Source organism: Paenibacillus terrae, from assembly GCF_005217525.1.
In the GTDB taxonomy this organism is placed as follows: Bacteria; Bacillota; Bacilli; order Paenibacillales; family Paenibacillaceae; genus Paenibacillus; species Paenibacillus terrae_C.
This window is the reverse complement of record NZ_PNXQ01000012.1, coordinates 511,979-530,028: the sequence shown is the minus strand read 5'-3', so window position 1 is coordinate 530,028 and position 18,050 is coordinate 511,979. Positions and strand designations below refer to the sequence as shown.

Here is an 18,050-nt window from a genome sequence, read left to right as displayed (position 1 = left end):
AACAGGTATATCCTATAGGAGAAATTAAAAAACGGAATAAGGATCTTCGGGGTAGGGTGTGATTCCCAACCGGCGGTATGGCTCATGGAGCTAAGCCCGCGACTCTGTATCTGGCAACAAGATACGGACTGATTTGGTGAGATGCCAAAGCCGACGGTAAAGTCCGGATGGAAGAAGATCGAAGCATGAACATGCCGTCAAGTGGATGAATGCTGCATTCTTGGTTTTGCAGCAACTTCTTAACTTGCATAAAGCGGCAAGTTTATTTGATCAGCCCCCGTCTTGCATGGCCTATCGCCATGGACGGGGGTTTTTGTGCCACCGGTCCTGTATTCGCAAGGAGCTAATTGAGTATGAGTCAATCATCAACTGTACTAACATCCAAAGGTTTTGATCGTAGCTCCCACATGAAAAGCGGTTTTTGGCTAGTCGCGATTGGAGCGGCCTTGTGGGGCGCGGACCCGCTGTTTCGTATTATTTTGCTCAAATCATTTACCTCTACACAAATTGTGCTGATGGAGCATGTGCTGCTCTTTATCGCCCTGGCACCAGTGCTGTGGAAGCATCGCGAGGAGCTTAAAGCGGTACGGCTTCGTCAGATTTTGGCTATTTTGTTCGTCTCGTGGGGCGGCTCGGCTCTAGCCAGCGTGATTTTCACAATGGCACTCAGCAACGGTGATCTTAACGCTGTGCTACTGCTCCAAAAGCTTCAACCGTTGGTCGCTATTATTCTGGCCCGCATTATATTGAAGGAAATGCTGCCGCGTAATTTTGGAATATTAATTGTCGTGGCTCTGTTTGGGACGTATCTTCTTACCTTCGGCTGGTCGCTCCCTTTTGGACATGTTCATGATTTCGTCCACGTCGGCAGCCTGCTTGCACTTGGAGCTGCGGTCCTGTGGGGCGGTTCGACAGTGATGGGAAGCTACTTGCTTCGTTCGATGAAATATGAGACGGTGACCTCCCTGCGCTTCATGATGGCTCTACCTCTGCTGATCGTTCTCACCTCTGTGGAGCATGCACCTTGGAATATGCCTGCTGGCACATGGGCGGGCGCAGCCGTGATTATCAACCTGTTGCTGCAGGCGCTGCTCCCCGGTCTTCTCAGCCTGTTACTGTATTACAAGGGCCTCAGTACGACCAAGGCGTCTTATGCCACGATGGCAGAACTAAGCTTCCCGATGGTCGGCGTTGTAATTAACTGGATCGCTTTCCAGCAGATCGTTACGGTAGCGCAATTGACTGGCTTTATGCTTATCTGGATTACACTCTTTATGATTTCTCGTCAGCAAAAAAACGAATAGGTTCAATGTCCATTTTATCCCTCACCCAAGCCAAATCGAGAAGATGCTTTTGCATCTCCGATTTGGCTTTTTATGTATAAGTATTAATATTCAATATACTACTTTAGAACTATTTTTAGATAAAAACGTCCTAAACATGCAACTATTCCTCGTTTCCCAGAGATTACATCTATAAAATTTATCGTTTTTTGTCGAATAAAACAATGTAGTGATCATTAGACACAGAGGAGTAACAACTATGACTAATAAAGCAAAACAAACAGTTCCATGGTGGAGCAGGCTTCTCGAACAGTTTTATTTAATGCGGACAAAATTGATTGTATCTTTTTTGGCAGTCCTATTGATTCCAAGTATTCTAATTGGGTACTTTTCGTATCAGAGTGCCGAAACACAGCTTCGCCAGCAAATGGCAAGTTCAATTGATTTTAACCTGTTTTTATTTCGCAGCAACATTAATCAATATGTAACACCTTTAATAAAAGATTTAGAAGTATTAACTACTGAAGTTCAATCCAATACCCTGATCTCCAAGAATGAAGAAATTCAGGCTAAATTTGATGTGATCCTGAAAGCTCATCCTGAGCTGGATACGGTAATTCTCGGTAATACCAAAGGGGAATATGTCCGTTCACCAAAGAAAGAATCAACGGATTATGATCCCCGTGATCAACAATGGTATACAAATGCGATGAAGTTAAAAGGGGAAACTTACATTAACAATCCGGCAGTCAGTGTTTCCTCAGGTAATTTAGTGGTCATGCTGTCCAGAACCTTACCAGATGGTCAAGGAGCTATAGCAATGAACTTGAGTCTGGAAAGACTAAGCCAAAGCTTAAAAAATATTACGATCGGCAATCGTGGCGGACTGTTTGTGGTTGATGAGAACAGTACAGTTGTAACGGGTGCAGGAGTAGCTTTTAAGAATACGGGAAAAAAACCGGGAGACTCCATTGAGGGACTCCCCGTTATTAACAAGCTAAAAGAAGGGGAAGTTCAATTAGCATCCGCAACGAAAGAAATTCGATTTATGAACAGAGATATGCAAGCATTTACACTTGTTGATCCTCTCACGGGATGGAACATTATCGCCTTGGCAGATCAGGAGGATTTTAGCGATTCGGTAGCTCCCATTTTGAAACAAAGCCTGATCGTTATCGCTATATCCGTGCTGGCTGCTGCTGTTGTTATTATCCTGATGATTCGCTCTTTCCTGATCCCGCTGCGAAAGCTCCAAGCAGGAACACGTATCGTCCGTGACGGTAACCTCACCGCACGGGTCAATCTGTCCGGCAAGGATGAATTCAGTGAGCTGGCGCAAAATTTTGACCAGATGACACATGCACTGCATACGATGGTTTCCGAGGTCAACCAGACGTCATCACGACTCGCATCCTCTTCTCTGATGATTAAGGAAAGTACAGAGCAAACGACGGAATCCGTGCAGCATGTAGCGGAAACAGTTATGGAATCCGCAGAAAATGCGACCACCAGTGCAGAGGCATCCGAACAAACAGCCAATGCCGTTGAGGAAATGGCCAAGGGTGTCAGCACCATTGCGGAATCGGCAAGCTCCATTGTAGATTCGGCAGGACAGACTGAGCATGACGTAGCCAAAGGCAGCCAAATGATCGGCAGCGTACGCACACAGATGGACCGTATTCTGGAAGCTGTGACCCAAACCGCCAGCCTGATGGATGAGCTGTCACAGCTCTCTGACGATGCGAAGCAGATGAATAGCGCGATTGCTGCCATTGCCAAGCAGACCAACCTGCTGTCGCTGAACGCGTCGATTGAAGCCTCCAGAGCAGGCGAAGCCGGGCGTGGATTCGCTGTGGTAGCCGTGGAGGTCCGTAAGCTGTCGGAGCAATCCAAGGAAAGCGCAGATTCCATCAGCCAGATCATTACACAGATGCTGGATTTGATCCAGCGCTCCACGGCTACGATGAACGGTAATGTCCGTAACCAGGTGGGTGAGGGGCTGCGTATTAGCCAAGATGCAGAAGGTGCCTTCACGAATATTGAACGCTCCACATCTCATATTGTGGAACAGATCCAAAGCGTGTCCGCAGCCGCTGAACAAATTTCGGCCAGTACAGAGGAAGTTTCGGCAACTGTTACCCATCTGGCAAGCCTGTCCCGCAATTCGGCGGATAGCTCACAGACGACTTCCGCAGCCGTACAGGAGCAAATGGCGGCGATGGAAGAAATCGCTTCTTCCTCTCAGGAGCTGTCCAATATGGCGCAGGATTTGCAAGAGCTGGTGAAGCGTTTCAAGATTTAGTTCCTGCGATACATCTGTATCTGTTCAGTCTAAAAAGGCCTTCGTCCGTATACAAAAATACGGGCGAAGGCTTTTAGTATGTTAGCTGTTGGGTGGTATCCCAATCCTTGTCCTTGGCTCAGATGCTCATTTGTCCGGTCAACCGACGGCGTCTTTCCCCTTTCGGGTCATGCTGCACCGAGATGTCCTGATAAAAAATGGCCGTAGCCCGCGTTTCCCTGTCGTACATGGGCCACTCCTCTTCCGGCAGCACAGGCTTTCCATCCCGTGCAAAAGCAACCCATGCCTGCTGCATATTGTGAGCCAGTGTCCGCATAGGCGAATGAACGTCTAATCCGAGCTTGCCCAGCAGCTCCAGATTATCAAAAACAAATGCAATTTCCGCGCCATGAACCGCTTGTCCGAATACAGAATGCCCCGGCAGCGTCCAGTCAAAACGGTACATCCACACCGGGGCATACACGGCTTGTGCAACCGCCAGGGCCAGCGCAGGCCGCCAGAAAAACAGATCGGTCAGCATCTGCGCTTGCCCCTCAATCGTAACAGGAAAAGGTTCCATCAACTCGCCAACATCTGGCATGCCCGTCATCATTTCCAATGCCTGACTCGCCATTGACTTGTTCATCAGATGGGATTCCTTGCGAATAAAGTAGGCACCCTCGTGCAAATTGGTTCCGATCAGAACGGATACCTGCTTAGCTGATCCTTTGGCAATCGCAGATAAAGGTACGTCAGGCAAGGTCACCCCGTCCACAACAGGTTGATAGAGCATTGCCAGTCCCGGGCCGATCATTTCATGCGTCTTGGCCATGGCAAGCATGAGCGCCTCCGTCGGCAGTGTAAACAATCGTTCCGGATGCAGGGTGTCCACCCCCAACTGCTGGAGATATGCAGCCGTGACTTGCTCCGCCTGTGAAGTCGGCAGCACCTGCGATGCTCCGCTCTGTAAAATAGCACGCTGGAACAGGCCCTCTGCGGCCGGCATAGCCAATAACGCAGCAATGCTCATAGCTCCCGCTGATTCACCGAACACCGTCACCTCGTTCGGGTTACCGCCAAATGCGGCGATATGGTCCCTGACCCATTCCAAAGCAGCAATCTGATCCAGCAGCCCCGCATTAGAGGTCAGTCCGCCTCCCCGTGGAGTCAGGTGCAAAAAGCCCAACGGCCCGAGTCGATAATTGAGCGTAACGACGACAACATCGCCATTTTCCGCCATCCGTGCCCCATCATATAATGGAATAATTCCCGACCCGGTTACAAAGGCTCCGCCGTGAATCCACACCATCACGGGTCGTCCCTTTGCAGGTGCCTCCGAAGCAGGCGTCCAGACGTTCAGGTACAAGCAATCCTCCGACTGCTCAGGCGGTTCAACCAGATTCCCGGTCATACTCTCAGCAGATGGCTTAGGCTGCGGACAGATCGGCCCAAAGCTTGTCGCATCCCGTACCTCTTCCCAAGGCCTCAAAGGCTGAGGCGCGTGAAAACGCAGTTTTCCCACAGGAGGCTGTGCATATGGGATGCCTTTCCATACATGATATCCATTCACCGTTTCTCCACGAAGCTGACCCAGGCGGGTATGTACTGTAATACTCTCCCTCTCCATATATGTAGCCTCCTTTTACTCTATTATACCCTTTGTGCAGGGCCAAACCAAAATCGAACAAAACAGATCCAAAGTTTACAAAGCCAAACACAAAAAAACGCCGGGAACGCTTTTTACGCTCCGGCATTTTTATGGAAAGAAAAGAGGATAAGCGATTAATCACGAACCTCTTCCTTCGGGATCAGCTTATATATTTCTTCGTTTTCCATCGAATCAATCAGTCGGTCCAGCCACTTGTAATAGGCAACAGCCTGCTTCATTTTCAAACGATCCTGCTGGAGAACAGCCTTAAACTCCTCATATTCCCCGCCCTGCTCCAGCAATCTGTCCAGCTCCTCAATGGCCTTGCGCAGCACCAGCAAATTCGTTTCAACCGCTTTTCTCCATTTAATAGCAAAGAAATCTGTGAACGTTTGATGCCAGTCATATTCCACTTCATACAAATCCTTACGCGAGCCTTTGCCCCACACCTTGTTGACCATTTTCAGATCCAACAACGTTCGGACACCGGTACTCATGCTCGTTTTGCTCATTTCCATTTCACGGCCCATTTCGTCCAGCGTCATCGGTTTATCCGCAAAAAAAAGCAAACCGTACAAATGCCCCGCTGACAAGGTGATCCCATACAAGTCCATATTTTTACCTATAGCTTCTATGACACGTTTGCGAATTTTTTGCAGCGAAGCCTGCTGCTCATCACCTAACTGGTACAAGCTCATGCTTGCAACCCCCTAATTTTAGAGCAATTCTCCTAAAAATGTATGAACGACTTTTACCCGTAACCGTTGGCTTTGACGCAACGCATGAAATCTTTCAATTGAAAATGAAATGTTTCAAGAACAATGCTTCTGTCTATATTACAACAGCATGGGTCGTTCAAAATCATAATTCGCAAAATTGCTAATGATAGTAAACTTTTAAAATTATGGATATACATAAATCTTTTGCTTATGGTTATATTTCATTGTCTATTTTAAAAAAAGAGCTATCGGTTGTAAAGTTTCGGTTGTTTGAGCATTCTAAAGAACGAAGGAGCATATGAAAGGAAAGTATGTACAGTTTTTTCCGTACGTACTTTACGAACAGTTTTTTTGTTTGAAATGTAAGCAATGCTTCTGTTACAATTAATTTTGTCATTAACCGTTCAGGATGTTCAAAATATTGATTTTTATACTCGATCCTTAATGCAATATGGGGTTAATACCAAGCAAAGTATAGAAAGAAGAGGTGTATGTATGACGATTTTGGAAGTCAAAAATGTCAGCAAACTCTTTGGTCCTCACGCAGAGCAAGGTGTTCCGCTCCTGGAGCAAGGCTGGGGCAAGGAAAGGCTGGCCAAAGAAAAACAAATTACCGTTGGTGTTAATAAGGCCAACATGGAAATTAAGCAAGGTGAAATTTTCGTTATTATGGGTCTTTCGGGCAGTGGCAAGTCCACTTTAGTGCGAATGCTAAATCGCTTGATTGAGCCTACCTCCGGTGAAATTCTGGTTCACGGCAAGGATCTCCGTAAGATGAACAAAGAACAACTCCGCGAAGTTCGCCGTAAAACCATCAGCATGGTTTTTCAAAAATTCGCCCTGTTCCCACATCGGACTGTATTGGAAAATGTAGAATACGGCCTTGAAATACAAAAGGTAGAAAAAACGAAACGTAAGGAAAAAGCACAGCAAGCGCTGGAACTGGTTGGTCTTAAAAACTGGGGCGATAAAATGCCCGATGAACTGAGTGGCGGTATGCAGCAGCGTGTCGGTCTGGCACGTGCGTTGGCTAATGACCCTGAAGTGCTTCTCATGGATGAAGCATTCAGCGCACTGGACCCCCTCATTCGCCGTGACATGCAGGATGAGCTGCTGGAGCTTCAAGATAAAATGAAGAAAACGATTGTGTTTATCACCCATGACCTGGATGAAGCGCTGCGGATCGGTGACCGGATTGCATTGATGCGGGACGGATCGGTCGTGCAGATCGGTACACCGGAAGAAATTATGATCCAACCGGCTAACTCTTATGTAGCCCGCTTCGTCGAGGATGTGGATTTGTCCAAGGTATTGACGGCTGCCCATGTTATGCTTCGTCCAGAAACGATCACAATGGATCGCGGTCCACGTGTTGCTCTCGAATTGATGCGGGAACGGGGGATTTCCAATCTATTCGTCATTGATCGTACCAAGAAACTTTTGGGCGTTATCAATGCTGAAGATGCTGTCCATGCGCTTCGCAATAATTTGAAAATTGAAGATATTCTCATGACAGACGGACCGCAGGTTGCTGCTGAAACCGTCATTAATGACTTGTTCGAAATTACAAGCTCGTCCAAGGTCCCTCTGGCTGTGGTCGATGACAAACAGAAGCTATTAGGTGTTATCGTCCGTGGAGCTTTGCTGGGCGCACTTGGTGGAGATGTAACCACCATGAAGGAGGTGAATGCCCTTGATACCGAAACTGCCAATCGCTGAGTGGATTCAAACCATTGTAGACTGGATGGGTATTCATCTGGCCGGATTGTTTAATGTTATTTCTTCTGTAATTGAAGCTGTTGTAGGCTTTTTCTCTGGCCTGTTCATGCTTCCGCACCCTCTGGTGTTCATCGTGATCATCGGGATTATCGCGTTTATGATCGGTCGGGTTCAGCTTACGCTGTTTACCGTCATCGGCTTCCTGCTGATTGACAACCTGGGCTATTGGAGCGAAACGATGAATACGCTCGGACTGGTCATTACGTCCGCACTCGTATCCATTGTCATCGGGATTCCAATCGGAATCTGGTGTGCATACAGCAAAACGGCGTCACGCATTATTACGCCTTTGCTTGATTTCATGCAGACGATGCCTGCGTTCGTATATTTGCTGCCTGCGGTTACCTTTTTCAGCCTTGGTGTTGTACCAGGCGTTATCGCATCTGTTATTTTCGCAATCCCGCCAACCATTCGTATGACGAATTTAGGGATTATGCAAGTGTCGGGTGAATTGGTCGAAGCCTCTGATGCATTCGGTTCAACCTCGGCGCAAAAGCTATTCAAAGTACAGCTTCCGCTGGCGATGCCAACCTTGATGGCTGGTATTAACCAGACAATTATGCTCTCACTGTCTATGGTCGTTATTGCTTCCATGATCGGTGCAGAAGGAATCGGTGCCGTTGTATACCGTGCCGTGACACAGCTGCAAATTGGTAAAGGTTTTGAAGCCGGATTGGCTGTCGTTGTTCTGGCTATCGTGCTTGACCGCTTCACGCAGAACCTGTTCAAACCAGCGAAAAGAGGCAAAAGCCGCGTATCCACCAAGCAGAAGGTATGGATTACCGCTGCGGTTACGGCTGTCATTCTGATCGCTGGCGCATCGCAATATTTGGTTGGATCGAATCCTTCTGCATCTGGCAAAGGAAACGCTGCTGCCAACCCGGTTGGCGAAGAAGTCGGATACAAGATTATCGGAATTGATGCCGGGGCAGGGATTATGAAATCAACTGCCAAGGCGTTAAAGGACTACAATTTGTCCGACTGGAAGCTGGTAGAAGGTTCCGGTGCAGCCATGACCGCAACACTGGACAAAGCCATAAAAGCGAAAAAACCGATCATTATTACAGGTTGGACGCCGCACTGGATGTTCAATAAGTATGATCTCAAATATTTGGAAGATCCTAAAAAATCTTATGGCGAGGCCGAGGGTATTCATACGATTGCCCGTAAAGGGCTGCAACAGGACGCCCCTATCGCTTACGAGTTTCTGAAACGGTTCAAATGGACACCGGAAGATATGGGTGAAATGATGGTTGCTATTCAAGGCGGAATCAGTCCTGAGCAAGCTGCCAAGGATTGGGCTGAGAAGCATGCCGATAAGGTGCAGGAATGGACCCAAGGACTACAGCCTGTTAATGGTGACACCTTCAAGCTCAGTTATGTGGCTTGGGATTCTGAAATTGCCAGCACGAATTTGCTGAAATATATTTTGGAAAACAAATTGGGCTACAAAGTAACCGCGTTGCAAGTTGAAGCAGGTCCAATGTGGACGGGTGTCGCCAGTGGTGATGTGGATGCTTCTCCAGCGGCATGGCTGCCACTGACACATGCGGATTACTGGGCTAAATACAAGGATAAGCTTGATGATCTGGGCGCTAATATGACGGGTGTCAAAACGGGGTTGGTCGTTCCAGCTTATATGAATGTCAAATCTATTACGGATTTGCAAGGCAACGGAGCCGCTCCGGCTTCTGCCGCTGCTGGGGACTTTGGCAAGGAGGTAGGCTACCGTATTGTAGGTACCGACCCCGGTGCCGGTCTCATGAAGCTGACTGCCAAAGCTATGAAGGAATAAGACTTGTCTGACTGGAGGCTGCTAAAAGCTCAGGGGCTGCTTGGTGATAAGAAAGAAATTCATACGATTGCCCGCAAAGGCTTGAAACAGGATGCGCCTGCCAGTACGAATGTATTGAAATATGTATTGAAACACAAATTAGGCTAATACGATATAGCACTTAAAAACAAAAAGCAGATCAGGAGTAAAAAACCTGATCTGCTTTTTAATATGCGTATTAAGTTACTCTTAGCCTTTTATCCTTTTAGTGTAACTCCCTCTTGAGAAGATACATCATTATGTTGGTCTGCCGTCTGACGCTGTCTAAAGAATAGCGGATAGATTGCGAAGGACACCAGCAGACTCACACAGCCTATTACGCCCAAAGCAATCGTATCCTTGAAGACGAACGTGATATCCAGTCCTTTGAGGGTGATATTCCGTACAGCATCCAGAAAATACGTCAGTGGCAATATTTCGGCAACCCCCCGCAAGAAGCCGGGCATCGCTTCCAGCGGCCACGTGTAGCCTGACAGCATAAAGGAAGGAACGGCAATCAGCATGAGGGTCTGGGTCGCATCCACTCTGGTCTTGGAAAAGAGACTGAACAGGAACCCTAAACCGCACAAGGCAAAGTTAAAGGCCAGCGACACCAGAATCAGCGGCAGCACCTGCCCCCTGAACGGAATATCAAAGCTTAGGGCGCTAATACTGAATACAGTCAGCACATTGAAAGCTCCCGCCACATAATACGGTGTCAGCTTGGCAATAGCGAGTCGCCAAGGGGTATTTTTCCATGCGGCAAATCTCCCCCAAGTCCCTGCCTCCTTATCCCGCGTACAGGACAAAGCAATACCGAGCAGCAAACACTGCTGGAGAGCCGCAGAAATGACCCCGAGAGGCATGAATAGCTTGTAATCATATACCGGGTTGAACAGCACTCTGGACCGGAACGGGATGGTACTCAGCGTTGACGCCGCCTGATCAGCGTTCATTCCCTTTTGCTTCATGGAATTGACCGAAACCCCGGCGCTCACGCTACTGATGACCTGATTTGCGATCCGGCTTGCGCTGTTGGAATACATCATGTTACTGCCGTCTATCAGGGTCAGCACAGGCGGGTTCTCCCCATGCTTAAGCCGGGTGGTAAAATTGTCCGGAATGACGATGCCTACCTTGGCTTCCCCGGTTTCTACCTGACGGACAACATCCTCCTGATTGGAGGCCTGCCGTGTAACGGCAAATGAATCTGTCGCATCGAATGCCTGAATGATCTGACGACTGAGCTGCGAATTGTCTCCGTCATACACCGTGACAGGCATCTCGGTAATCCGCTGATGAGAATACAGGAAGCCGAACAAGATGGTATACACAATCGGCGTAATCAGCAGAATAGCCATAAAGCGTCGATCCCGGAAGATGCTCAGCCATTCTTCACGAAACACATCGCGGATACGAAGTCTTTCCTGTTGATCCTGCATATTACTGCGCCCCTTTGCCTGTAAACAGAACCGTGGAGCCTGTCGGAACCGAAGCCGCAAGATCGGGCAATGCTACTTTAACGCCAAAGGAACGTACATCCTTATCACCGGAGCTTTGACTCGGTTTTTGAATAGCAAAGTCGGCAGCCGATTCCAGCAAAATAACTTTACCTTTCAGCTCCTTGCCGCCCGACAGCAGTTTAACTTGCACAGTGTCCCCTGCCTGGAGACCATTCAAGGACGTTTCCGGCACATAGAATTTAGCCCAACGCTGCGTCGAAGTTTCAATCGTATAGACCGGGAAGCCTGCACTGGCCATTTCGCCCAAGCTGAGCGATTTGGATTTTACAATGCCATCCTCAGATGCACGTAGCGTGGTGTAGCTCAAGTAGGTCTGAGCTTCCTGAAGGGCAGCTTCCGCCTGAGCTACTTGTGCGTTGGCACCTGCAACCGCCGACTGTGCCTGCTCTACCGTGGATTGCGCCGCCTTCACAGCGGATTGCGCCTGTTCTACCGAAGCCTGTGCGGCTTTGACATCCTCCTGCTGTAAAGTAACCTTGCCCGCTCCTGCCTGTGCTTCCTTCACCGCAGCCAATGCCTGACGGTATTGTGCTTCAGCCGCCGTAATTTCTTCCTTGCGGCTTCCCTCGCGTACCATATTCAGTTGCTGAGATGCTGAATTGTACTTGGCTTCCGCCTGTTGATGGTCTAGCGTCGCTTGATCCAGTGAGGCTTGGGTTGCTGCCCCGGCTTCTTGAAGCTTTTTGGCACGCTCCAGATTTTTAGTGGTCAAATCCAGCGTTTCCTTGGCAGCCTTCACACTCACTTGTGCTTGCTCCAGCTCTTGCGGTCTTGCGCCGCTCTTGAGGGCATCCAGCTTCGCTTTTGCGGCAGCCGAAGCCGCTTGTGCCTGTTCGATCTGGCTGGATGAAGACTGTGCAGTCACGCCGACTGCTGCGGTGCCCTGGCTCTTTTTGGCCTGAGCTGCACTCACGGTAGCCTGTGCCTGCCCCACCCCCGCTTGGGCCTGCAATACGCCAGCCTTCGCTTTGGACACATTACTCTGGGCTGCCAGCAATGCCGCCTGTGCCTGTTTCACCTTGTCCTCCAGCTCACGACTTTCCAGATGTGCTAACACCTGTCCTTTTTTCACCTTGTCGCCCTCATTCACAAGCATCTGATCAATACGTCCCGCCAACTTAAAGCTGGCATTGAGCGTGTCTGATTCTACATAAGCTGTCGGAATGGAAGAAGACTCATCCGCAGACAAGCTGCTGCCACCCTTTTGAAAAGCAGTCAAAGCATAAATTCCTACAGCAATTAAAACGATAAGTACGGCATAGATCGTATATTTTTTAGCTTTCATGTTCTCATCACTCCATCTGTCTATTAATGTTGCATACCCAGCGCGTTACATACAAATACTTCAATACTTTCGCGAACCTCCTGCAGATTCATGGTTTCGCCCCAAACCATCGACCGCATCGGTGCAAAAATGTAAATACCAAATAAGCAGTTTGCCGTCGTTTTCGCATCCAGCTTACTCGAAATTTTCCCGTAAAGCTTACCGGAATCAATCTCCGCTTCCATAAAATCAAAATAGTCAGCCAATACCTGCCTGATATTAAAATGCTGTTCCTGCGAAACCCATCCCTTACTAACCAATAGACGGCAAAAGTCTGGCTCTCTCCCAATAAAATCAATATGTACTTGGATCAGCTTAAGAACCCTAAGTTCTACCTGATCCATAGGAACCTGAGCCATCGCTTCACGGATATCCTGAACAAAGCGCTCCATCCCCATCTTCAAAATATAAATGTACAGATCTTGTTTATTTTTGAAGTTGTAATACAGAGTCCCTTTAGCAATACCGCATACCTTGGCGATTTCCTCCATATTGGTTTCATTGAAGCCACGCTCGGAAAAAGCCTTGAGCGCACCATTAAAAATAATTTCCTTCGTCTGGTTTTTCATGTTTCCTCCTTTTTTTGAACTGACCGTCCAGTACAAAAATTATGTATTCATTATAAGCCCACTTTTAGTTATCCAGCAATAGGAAATGTACAAAATAAACAATTTTAGACAGTCCGTCTAAACGGACGTTCTAAAAACAGGAGGATGCGGACATACAAAAAACAGACCGAACAAGTGAGGGGGTCACTTATTCGGTCTGTTATTTTATAAAACCGGCTGGTAAAGGGGGCGCGTATTAAGTTTACCAGGCGGTTTTAAGGGAAGGACGATTATTTTTTTACCGTTTGATTGTATTGCGCAATTTTGCCTGTAATCTCTTGTGCGGCTTGATCCAATGCCTGTTTTGGCTGCTGCTGTCCGCTCAAGACGGCCTCAATTGCGCCCTCTACGATTTGACGCGCTTCCGGGAATACGCCCATCACTGCGCCTTGTGTAGCCATCGATTGCGCCGATGCGTGCAATTGGTCAACAGCGGTTTGGAATTGCGGGTATTTCACCATATTGTCCTTGAGAACCTGCTCGTCATAAGCTGCTTTGGTGATCGGGAAGTACCCCGTATTCACACTCCATTGTGCCTGTACAGCCGGGGAAGCTACGAATTTAATGAACTCCCATGCTGCCTTTTGCTGGGCTTCAGGCTTGTTGTTCATGATGTACAAGCTCGCGCCGCCTACAACCACGCCGCCTTCTTTCGCTTCGTTCGCTCTTGGCAGAAAGCCAGTGCCTACCTCGAATTTATCGCCAACCTGCTCCACAATATTACGCAGTGAAGCGGTGGAATCCAGTGTCATGGCAATTTGCCCTGCGGAAAAAGCTTTGGCAGTATCATCGGAGTTACGTCCCAGATTGGATACAACCTTTTCGTCGATCATTTTCTTCCACCAAGTCAGGGTTTTCACACCTGCATCCGAATTCAGCAGCGATTCCGTTGCCGCCTGATTGCGTCCGTTGCCATTATTCACATAATCCGCATTCTGATTAGCAAACAACTGCTCCATAAACCAGCCATAGATGGCGATGGATGCACCGGATTTTCCGTCCTTGCTCAAGGCTTTGGCAGCCTTCTCGAATTCATCATAGGTTTTCGGAGGATTAGCCGGATCAAGTCCCGCCGCCTTAAAGGCATCCTTGTTATAGTACAAGATCGGATTCGACGTATTGAATGGCATTGCATTCAGTTTACCGTCAATGGTGTAATACCGTGTAATATTCGGCTCAAGCTGCGACAGATCGAACTTGTCTGCATCAATAAATTGTTGTACAGGAGTGATCATCTTGGAGTCGATCATGAATTTGCTTCCGATTTCATACACCTGAATGATGTCCGGGCCGCTGTTGGAGCCAAGCGACGCTTTCAGCTTGTTCAAGCTGTCATCATATTTGCCTTGGTATACTGGCTCTACCTGAATGTCCTTGTGGCTGGCGTTAAAATCAGCGGCGATTTGCTTGATCGCTTTTTCGCCGTTACCGGACATAGAATGCCACCACGTCAGCTTCACTGGAGAACCTGCTGCTGCTCCCGCATCGCTACCGTTGCTTGGCTTCTCATCCGCCGTGTTATTGCTACAACCTGCTGCAACAACCATTGCAGTCAGAATGAGCAAGGTCAAAGCACTTTTCAGACGAAAAAATCTCATAATCTCTCTTCTCTCCCTTTGGTTAAATGATTCATGAATATTGATCAAGCTTTATATAGGCTGCTTGCGCAGATGTTGCTACTTGCCGAAAGGAAATTTATTCCAGCATCAACCTTTAAGTGCACCCGCTGCCATTCCGCGTACCAACTGCTTCAGGCCAAAGATCAGCAGAAGCAGAGACGGTAAAATGACCATTGCTGTACCCGCGAACACGAGGTTCCATGAGGTGGATTCCTGAAATTCGAGCATGGAAATTCCGATCTGTACCGTACGCATATTCTCGCTATTCGTGATCAACAACGGCCACAGGTACGAATTGTACATGTTCAGGAACGAATATACAGCCAGTGTTCCGAGCGCCGGACGCGATAGCGGAAGCACATGGAACAGGAAGTAACGAACATGTCCACACCCGTCCATACGAGCCGCCTCGAACAATTCCTTGGGAAGCTGGAGAAAAAATTGTCGCAGCAGGAACGTTCCGAATGCCGTTGCCAGAAACGGAACCGTCAGCCCTTGATAAGTATCAAGCCAATTCCAGCTACGTACGGTCAGGTAGTTTGGAATAATGGTCACTTCCCAAGGAATCATCATCGTTGCGACAAACATGCTGAAAATGAAGTTCTTCCCCTTGAATTCCATTTTGGCAAAGGCATAGGCCGCCAAGCTGGCTGTAATCAACTGACCGATCATGGTTAAGCCTGAAATGAGAAAGGTGTTGCCGATGAACGCTGCAATCGGAACGATTTCAAATACGTCGGTAAAATTGGCCATATGAAAGGAATGCGGGAAAAAGCTCGGCGGATAGGCGCTCGCTTCCTCCGGCGACATGACAGCCATAAAAAACGTATAAATGACCGGATATAAAATCAAAGCAGCCGCAATCGTAAGCAACACATACACGAGTGTTGAATTAAGATGTCGTTTCATTGGTAATGCACCTTTCTTTCCACCCATTTGAACTGGATCATCGTAAGCAGCAGGATAACGATAAACAGTACAATCGCCTGTGCGCTGCCCGTTCCGAATCGGAAATTAACGAAGGCTTCCTGATAAATGGAATACACGAACACATTCGTACTGTTCACCGGACCGCCCTTGGTCAAAATGTTAATTTGAGCAAAAGACTGGAAAGCTCCAATGATGGATACTACAGTTACAAAGAAGATCGTTGGCGACAGCAGCGGCATGGAAATACGCCAGAACGTCACCAGCGGGCCTGCCCCGTCCATTTTGGCACTCTCATACATGTCATCTGGAATCCCTTGAAGTCCGCTTGATAAAATAATGTAATTAAAACCTAGATTCATCCAGATGGTCATGATCGCTACGGAGAACAATGCCCAATCCGGGCTGGTCAGCCACGGAACCGGATTGATATGTAGTAGGGAAAGCACGTAGTTAAACATCCCCAGCGTCGGATGAAAAAGAAATTTCCAAATGACCGCAGATGAGCCGACCGACAGCACCATCGGCAGCGAAAAAGCGAACTGGAAGATACGCATCCCCCGCAGCTTGCTATGTGTGAGTGCAGCCAGCACCAGCGCCAGTAAAATGCCTACAGGCACCGTCAGCAGTGCAAACAGGAGCGTAACCTTGATTCCTTGCAGGAATTGACCCGAGCTGAAAAGCGTAGCAAAGTTGTCTAACCCAACATAAGCTGCAACATTTCCTGCGGGATCTGTGGAGTGCAAGCTGAGATAAACCGACTTGATCATCGGGTAAAACATAAATACAGCAAACAAAATGAGCGATGGAGCCAAAAACGTATACGCCAGCGCGTTTTCGCGCAGTCTCTGAATTTTTAGCGAACCCGTACGTACGCGGGCCTTAGACGAAGTCTGTTGCTGGCTCCTCGTTCCGAGTCCCATAGATTTGTTAAGCTCACCCAAAACGGAGCGCCCCTTTCTTTTCAAACCAACCTCAGTAAGTGTATCGTTTTGATGTAATGGGAACATCAAGCGGGCTGGAGCAGAATGTTAATGTTTCAACCCTTTGTAAAACCTGTCTCAGGGTACCCGCACAATGGCATAGGCTTCTGCATACGATACATCATTCTATGAGTATGGAGGTCAGAGGCGAATGCCGTACAACACTGTCAATCCGCAAACCTTATATCAGGCCAGACCGGAATTTCAGACAGAACTCAAAAGAGTCCGCGATCATCTGCATCACCAGTTGGATCCTTACGTCAATCACACCGTCCGGATTCAAACCATGGATCATCATGTGTATGAAGGTAGGATTGTCCACATCGACGCGGATCACTTGTATTTGAGCGTTCCTCAGCCGCACCACACGCCCTCCCCAGGCACCCCCACCCCCTATCGTTCCTACGCCTACAGAGACGTCATTCTGCCGCTGGTGCTGTACAATCTGCTGGTGGTAACACTGCTGAGCTAATGCACGATCCATTTCGTCTCTAAACAAAAAAACCTCCAGCTTCGTGAACAGCCGAACCTTCGGCATATTACGAAGCTGGAGGTTTTACGTTTTTATTTTACATTTTGGACAGGAACAGGAGTGAATTTATTTGTAGAAGGTAATTTTCGGAGACGAGGAATGGTATACGTTCCATCTTGGCAAGCTAATGTGAGAAAACGTCAGAACGGAGAAGAAGCCTGATGAAATATAACCGAGTACTGTCTGCAAGTATCGCTGTTTCCTTGTTCTGTGCCACCCTATGCCCCACACCCTATACCAATACTGCACAAGCCGCATCGTACGTCTCCCCTGCTCCTACAAAGGGAAGAGCCTACTATGAAGAACGAGGGGACATTATTTGGGAGGTTCCTACTCATCGCAAGGTGATTGCCCTCACATTCGACGACGGACCGGATGAAAGCAAAACACCCGCCATTCTGGATTTGCTCAAGCAATATGACGCCAAGGCGACTTTTTTTGTCGTTGGCAGCCGCGTAGTAAAACTCCCTGACATTGTGAAGCGGGAACGGAGAGAAGGCCATGAGATTGGAAACCATACGTTCCATCATCCATCCTTTCAGCATATTTCCCGTAAAAAGGCTCTTTCCGAGATAGACCAGGGCCAGGCGAGCATCGTTCAAGCCACCGGCTCAGGAACCCATCTTTTTCGTCCACCCGGCGGTTCATACACCGACACACTCGTGAATCTATCCAAAGAAAAAGGACAGAAAATGATTTTATGGTCCTGGCATCAGGACACCCTGGATTGGCGAAAGCCCGGTGTACACCGAATCGTCAATAAGGTGCTTCGTAATGCCCGCAACGGCGACATCGTCCTCATGCACGATTATGTATATAAAAGTACACAAACCGTTGAAGCCCTCAAAATCATTTTACCTGAGCTGAAAAAAAGAGGGTTTACCTTTGTCACCGTATCCGAACTGCTCGCCAATCGTAGGACTCCCGAAGGACTGATTGAGGTCAATAAGTGAAGAGTCGAAAAATTCCAAGCCAATCCTTTCCTTTGAAATCATTGGCTACATAAAACCT

At 48.1% G+C, this 18,050-nt stretch carries 15 protein-coding genes and 1 riboswitch; of the genes, 7 read left to right on the top strand and 8 right to left on the bottom strand.

Annotated features, from left to right (window positions below):
- Positions 1–38 precede the first annotated feature (38 nt).
- A riboswitch (FMN riboswitch) is annotated at positions 39–183 on the top strand.
- Between the two features lie 170 nt (positions 184–353).
- Positions 354–1,304, top strand: coding sequence for a DMT family transporter (locus tag C1I60_RS12490; RefSeq protein WP_137061994.1), 951 nt, complete (start codon positions 354–356; stop codon positions 1,302–1,304).
- Between the two features lie 238 nt (positions 1,305–1,542).
- On the top strand, positions 1,543–3,585 hold the full coding sequence (locus tag C1I60_RS12485; protein WP_137061993.1) for a methyl-accepting chemotaxis protein: 2,043 nt from the start codon (positions 1,543–1,545) through the stop codon (positions 3,583–3,585).
- Between the two features lie 118 nt (positions 3,586–3,703).
- Here C1I60_RS12485 and C1I60_RS12480 read toward each other — a convergent pair whose 3' ends face one another.
- Both C1I60_RS12480 and C1I60_RS12475 read right to left on the bottom strand, forming a co-directional pair.
- Positions 3,704–5,191, bottom strand: a complete 1,488-nt coding sequence (locus C1I60_RS12480) for a carboxylesterase/lipase family protein (RefSeq protein ID WP_137061992.1) — start codon at positions 5,189–5,191, stop codon at positions 3,704–3,706.
- Positions 5,192–5,346: 155 nt separating this feature from the next.
- Positions 5,347–5,910, bottom strand: a complete 564-nt coding sequence (locus C1I60_RS12475) for a GbsR/MarR family transcriptional regulator (RefSeq protein WP_137061991.1) — start codon at positions 5,908–5,910, stop codon at positions 5,347–5,349.
- Positions 5,911–6,426: 516 nt separating this feature from the next.
- Here C1I60_RS12475 and C1I60_RS12470 point away from each other — a divergent pair.
- Genes C1I60_RS12470 through C1I60_RS24475 form a run of 3 tightly spaced genes read left to right on the top strand, consistent with a single transcriptional unit; the run spans position 6,427 to position 9,652 of the window.
- Entirely contained in the window at positions 6,427–7,650 is a 1,224-nt protein-coding gene (locus C1I60_RS12470) for a quaternary amine ABC transporter ATP-binding protein (protein WP_137061990.1), read from the top strand.
- Complete coding sequence (locus tag C1I60_RS12465) at positions 7,625–9,505, top strand: glycine betaine ABC transporter substrate-binding protein (protein WP_137061989.1); 1,881 nt, start codon at positions 7,625–7,627, stop codon at positions 9,503–9,505. Before C1I60_RS12470 ends, C1I60_RS12465 begins: the two co-directional genes overlap by 26 nt.
- Before the next feature lie 3 nt (positions 9,506–9,508).
- Positions 9,509–9,652, top strand: coding sequence for a hypothetical protein (locus C1I60_RS24475; protein WP_170970790.1), 144 nt, complete (start codon positions 9,509–9,511; stop codon positions 9,650–9,652).
- Positions 9,653–9,741: 89 nt separating this feature from the next.
- Here the strand turns inward: C1I60_RS24475 and C1I60_RS12460 are convergent, their stop codons facing one another.
- From C1I60_RS12460 to C1I60_RS12435, 6 genes are all read right to left on the bottom strand, one after another.
- Entirely contained in the window at positions 9,742–10,965 is a 1,224-nt protein-coding gene (locus C1I60_RS12460; RefSeq protein ID WP_137061988.1) for an ABC transporter permease, read from the bottom strand.
- Between the two features lies 1 nt (position 10,966).
- Positions 10,967–12,331, bottom strand: a complete 1,365-nt coding sequence (locus C1I60_RS12455) for an HlyD family secretion protein (RefSeq protein WP_137061987.1) — start codon at positions 12,329–12,331, stop codon at positions 10,967–10,969.
- 23 nt (positions 12,332–12,354) lie between these two features.
- A complete protein-coding gene (locus C1I60_RS12450) occupies positions 12,355–12,939 on the bottom strand; it encodes a TetR/AcrR family transcriptional regulator (protein WP_137061986.1) in 585 nt (194 codons plus the stop codon).
- Positions 12,940–13,208: 269 nt separating this feature from the next.
- On the bottom strand, positions 13,209–14,576 hold the full coding sequence (locus C1I60_RS12445; RefSeq protein WP_137061985.1) for an ABC transporter substrate-binding protein: 1,368 nt from the start codon (positions 14,574–14,576) through the stop codon (positions 13,209–13,211).
- A gap of 108 nt (positions 14,577–14,684) precedes the next feature.
- Positions 14,685–15,506: a carbohydrate ABC transporter permease gene (locus tag C1I60_RS12440; RefSeq protein WP_137061984.1), complete on the bottom strand. Its 822-nt coding sequence runs from the start codon at positions 15,504–15,506 to the stop codon at positions 14,685–14,687.
- Positions 15,503–16,468, bottom strand: coding sequence for a carbohydrate ABC transporter permease (locus C1I60_RS12435; protein ID WP_137061983.1), 966 nt, complete (start codon positions 16,466–16,468; stop codon positions 15,503–15,505). Before C1I60_RS12435 ends, C1I60_RS12440 begins: the two co-directional genes overlap by 4 nt.
- Positions 16,469–16,658: 190 nt before the next feature.
- On the opposite strand from C1I60_RS12435, the gene C1I60_RS26315 reads away from it, so the two are divergent.
- Positions 16,659–16,979 (top strand): hypothetical protein, encoded by a 321-nt coding sequence (locus C1I60_RS26315; protein ID WP_137061982.1) that lies wholly within the window; start codon positions 16,659–16,661, stop codon positions 16,977–16,979.
- Positions 16,980–17,200: 221 nt separating this feature from the next.
- The gene (locus C1I60_RS12425) at positions 17,201–17,992 is read left to right on the top strand and encodes a polysaccharide deacetylase family protein (protein WP_137061981.1); all 792 of its coding nucleotides are present in this window, start codon (positions 17,201–17,203) and stop codon (positions 17,990–17,992) included.
- Positions 17,993–18,050: the final 58 nt, after the last annotated feature.

Excerpts from the sequence above, each read along its gene's own strand:
- C1I60_RS12490 (WP_137061994.1), top strand. The coding sequence starts at position 354 with ATGAGTCAATCATCAACTGTACTAACATCCAAAGGTTTTGATCGTAGC.
- C1I60_RS12485 (WP_137061993.1), top strand. The coding sequence starts at position 1,543 with ATGACTAATAAAGCAAAACAAACAGTTCCATGGTGGAGCAGGCTTCTC.
- C1I60_RS12480 (WP_137061992.1), bottom strand. The coding sequence starts at position 5,191 with ATGGAGAGGGAGAGTATTACAGTACATACCCGCCTGGGTCAGCTTCGT.
- C1I60_RS12475 (WP_137061991.1), bottom strand. The coding sequence starts at position 5,910 with ATGAGCTTGTACCAGTTAGGTGATGAGCAGCAGGCTTCGCTGCAAAAA.
- C1I60_RS12470 (WP_137061990.1), top strand. The coding sequence starts at position 6,427 with ATGACGATTTTGGAAGTCAAAAATGTCAGCAAACTCTTTGGTCCTCAC.
- C1I60_RS12460 (WP_137061988.1), bottom strand. The coding sequence starts at position 10,965 with ATGCAGGATCAACAGGAAAGACTTCGTATCCGCGATGTGTTTCGTGAA.
- C1I60_RS12455 (WP_137061987.1), bottom strand. The coding sequence starts at position 12,331 with ATGAAAGCTAAAAAATATACGATCTATGCCGTACTTATCGTTTTAATT.
- C1I60_RS12450 (WP_137061986.1), bottom strand. The coding sequence starts at position 12,939 with ATGAAAAACCAGACGAAGGAAATTATTTTTAATGGTGCGCTCAAGGCT.
- C1I60_RS12445 (WP_137061985.1), bottom strand. The coding sequence starts at position 14,576 with ATGAGATTTTTTCGTCTGAAAAGTGCTTTGACCTTGCTCATTCTGACT.
- C1I60_RS12440 (WP_137061984.1), bottom strand. The coding sequence starts at position 15,506 with ATGAAACGACATCTTAATTCAACACTCGTGTATGTGTTGCTTACGATT.
- C1I60_RS26315 (WP_137061982.1), top strand. The coding sequence starts at position 16,659 with ATGCCGTACAACACTGTCAATCCGCAAACCTTATATCAGGCCAGACCG.
- C1I60_RS12425 (WP_137061981.1), top strand. The coding sequence starts at position 17,201 with ATGAAATATAACCGAGTACTGTCTGCAAGTATCGCTGTTTCCTTGTTC.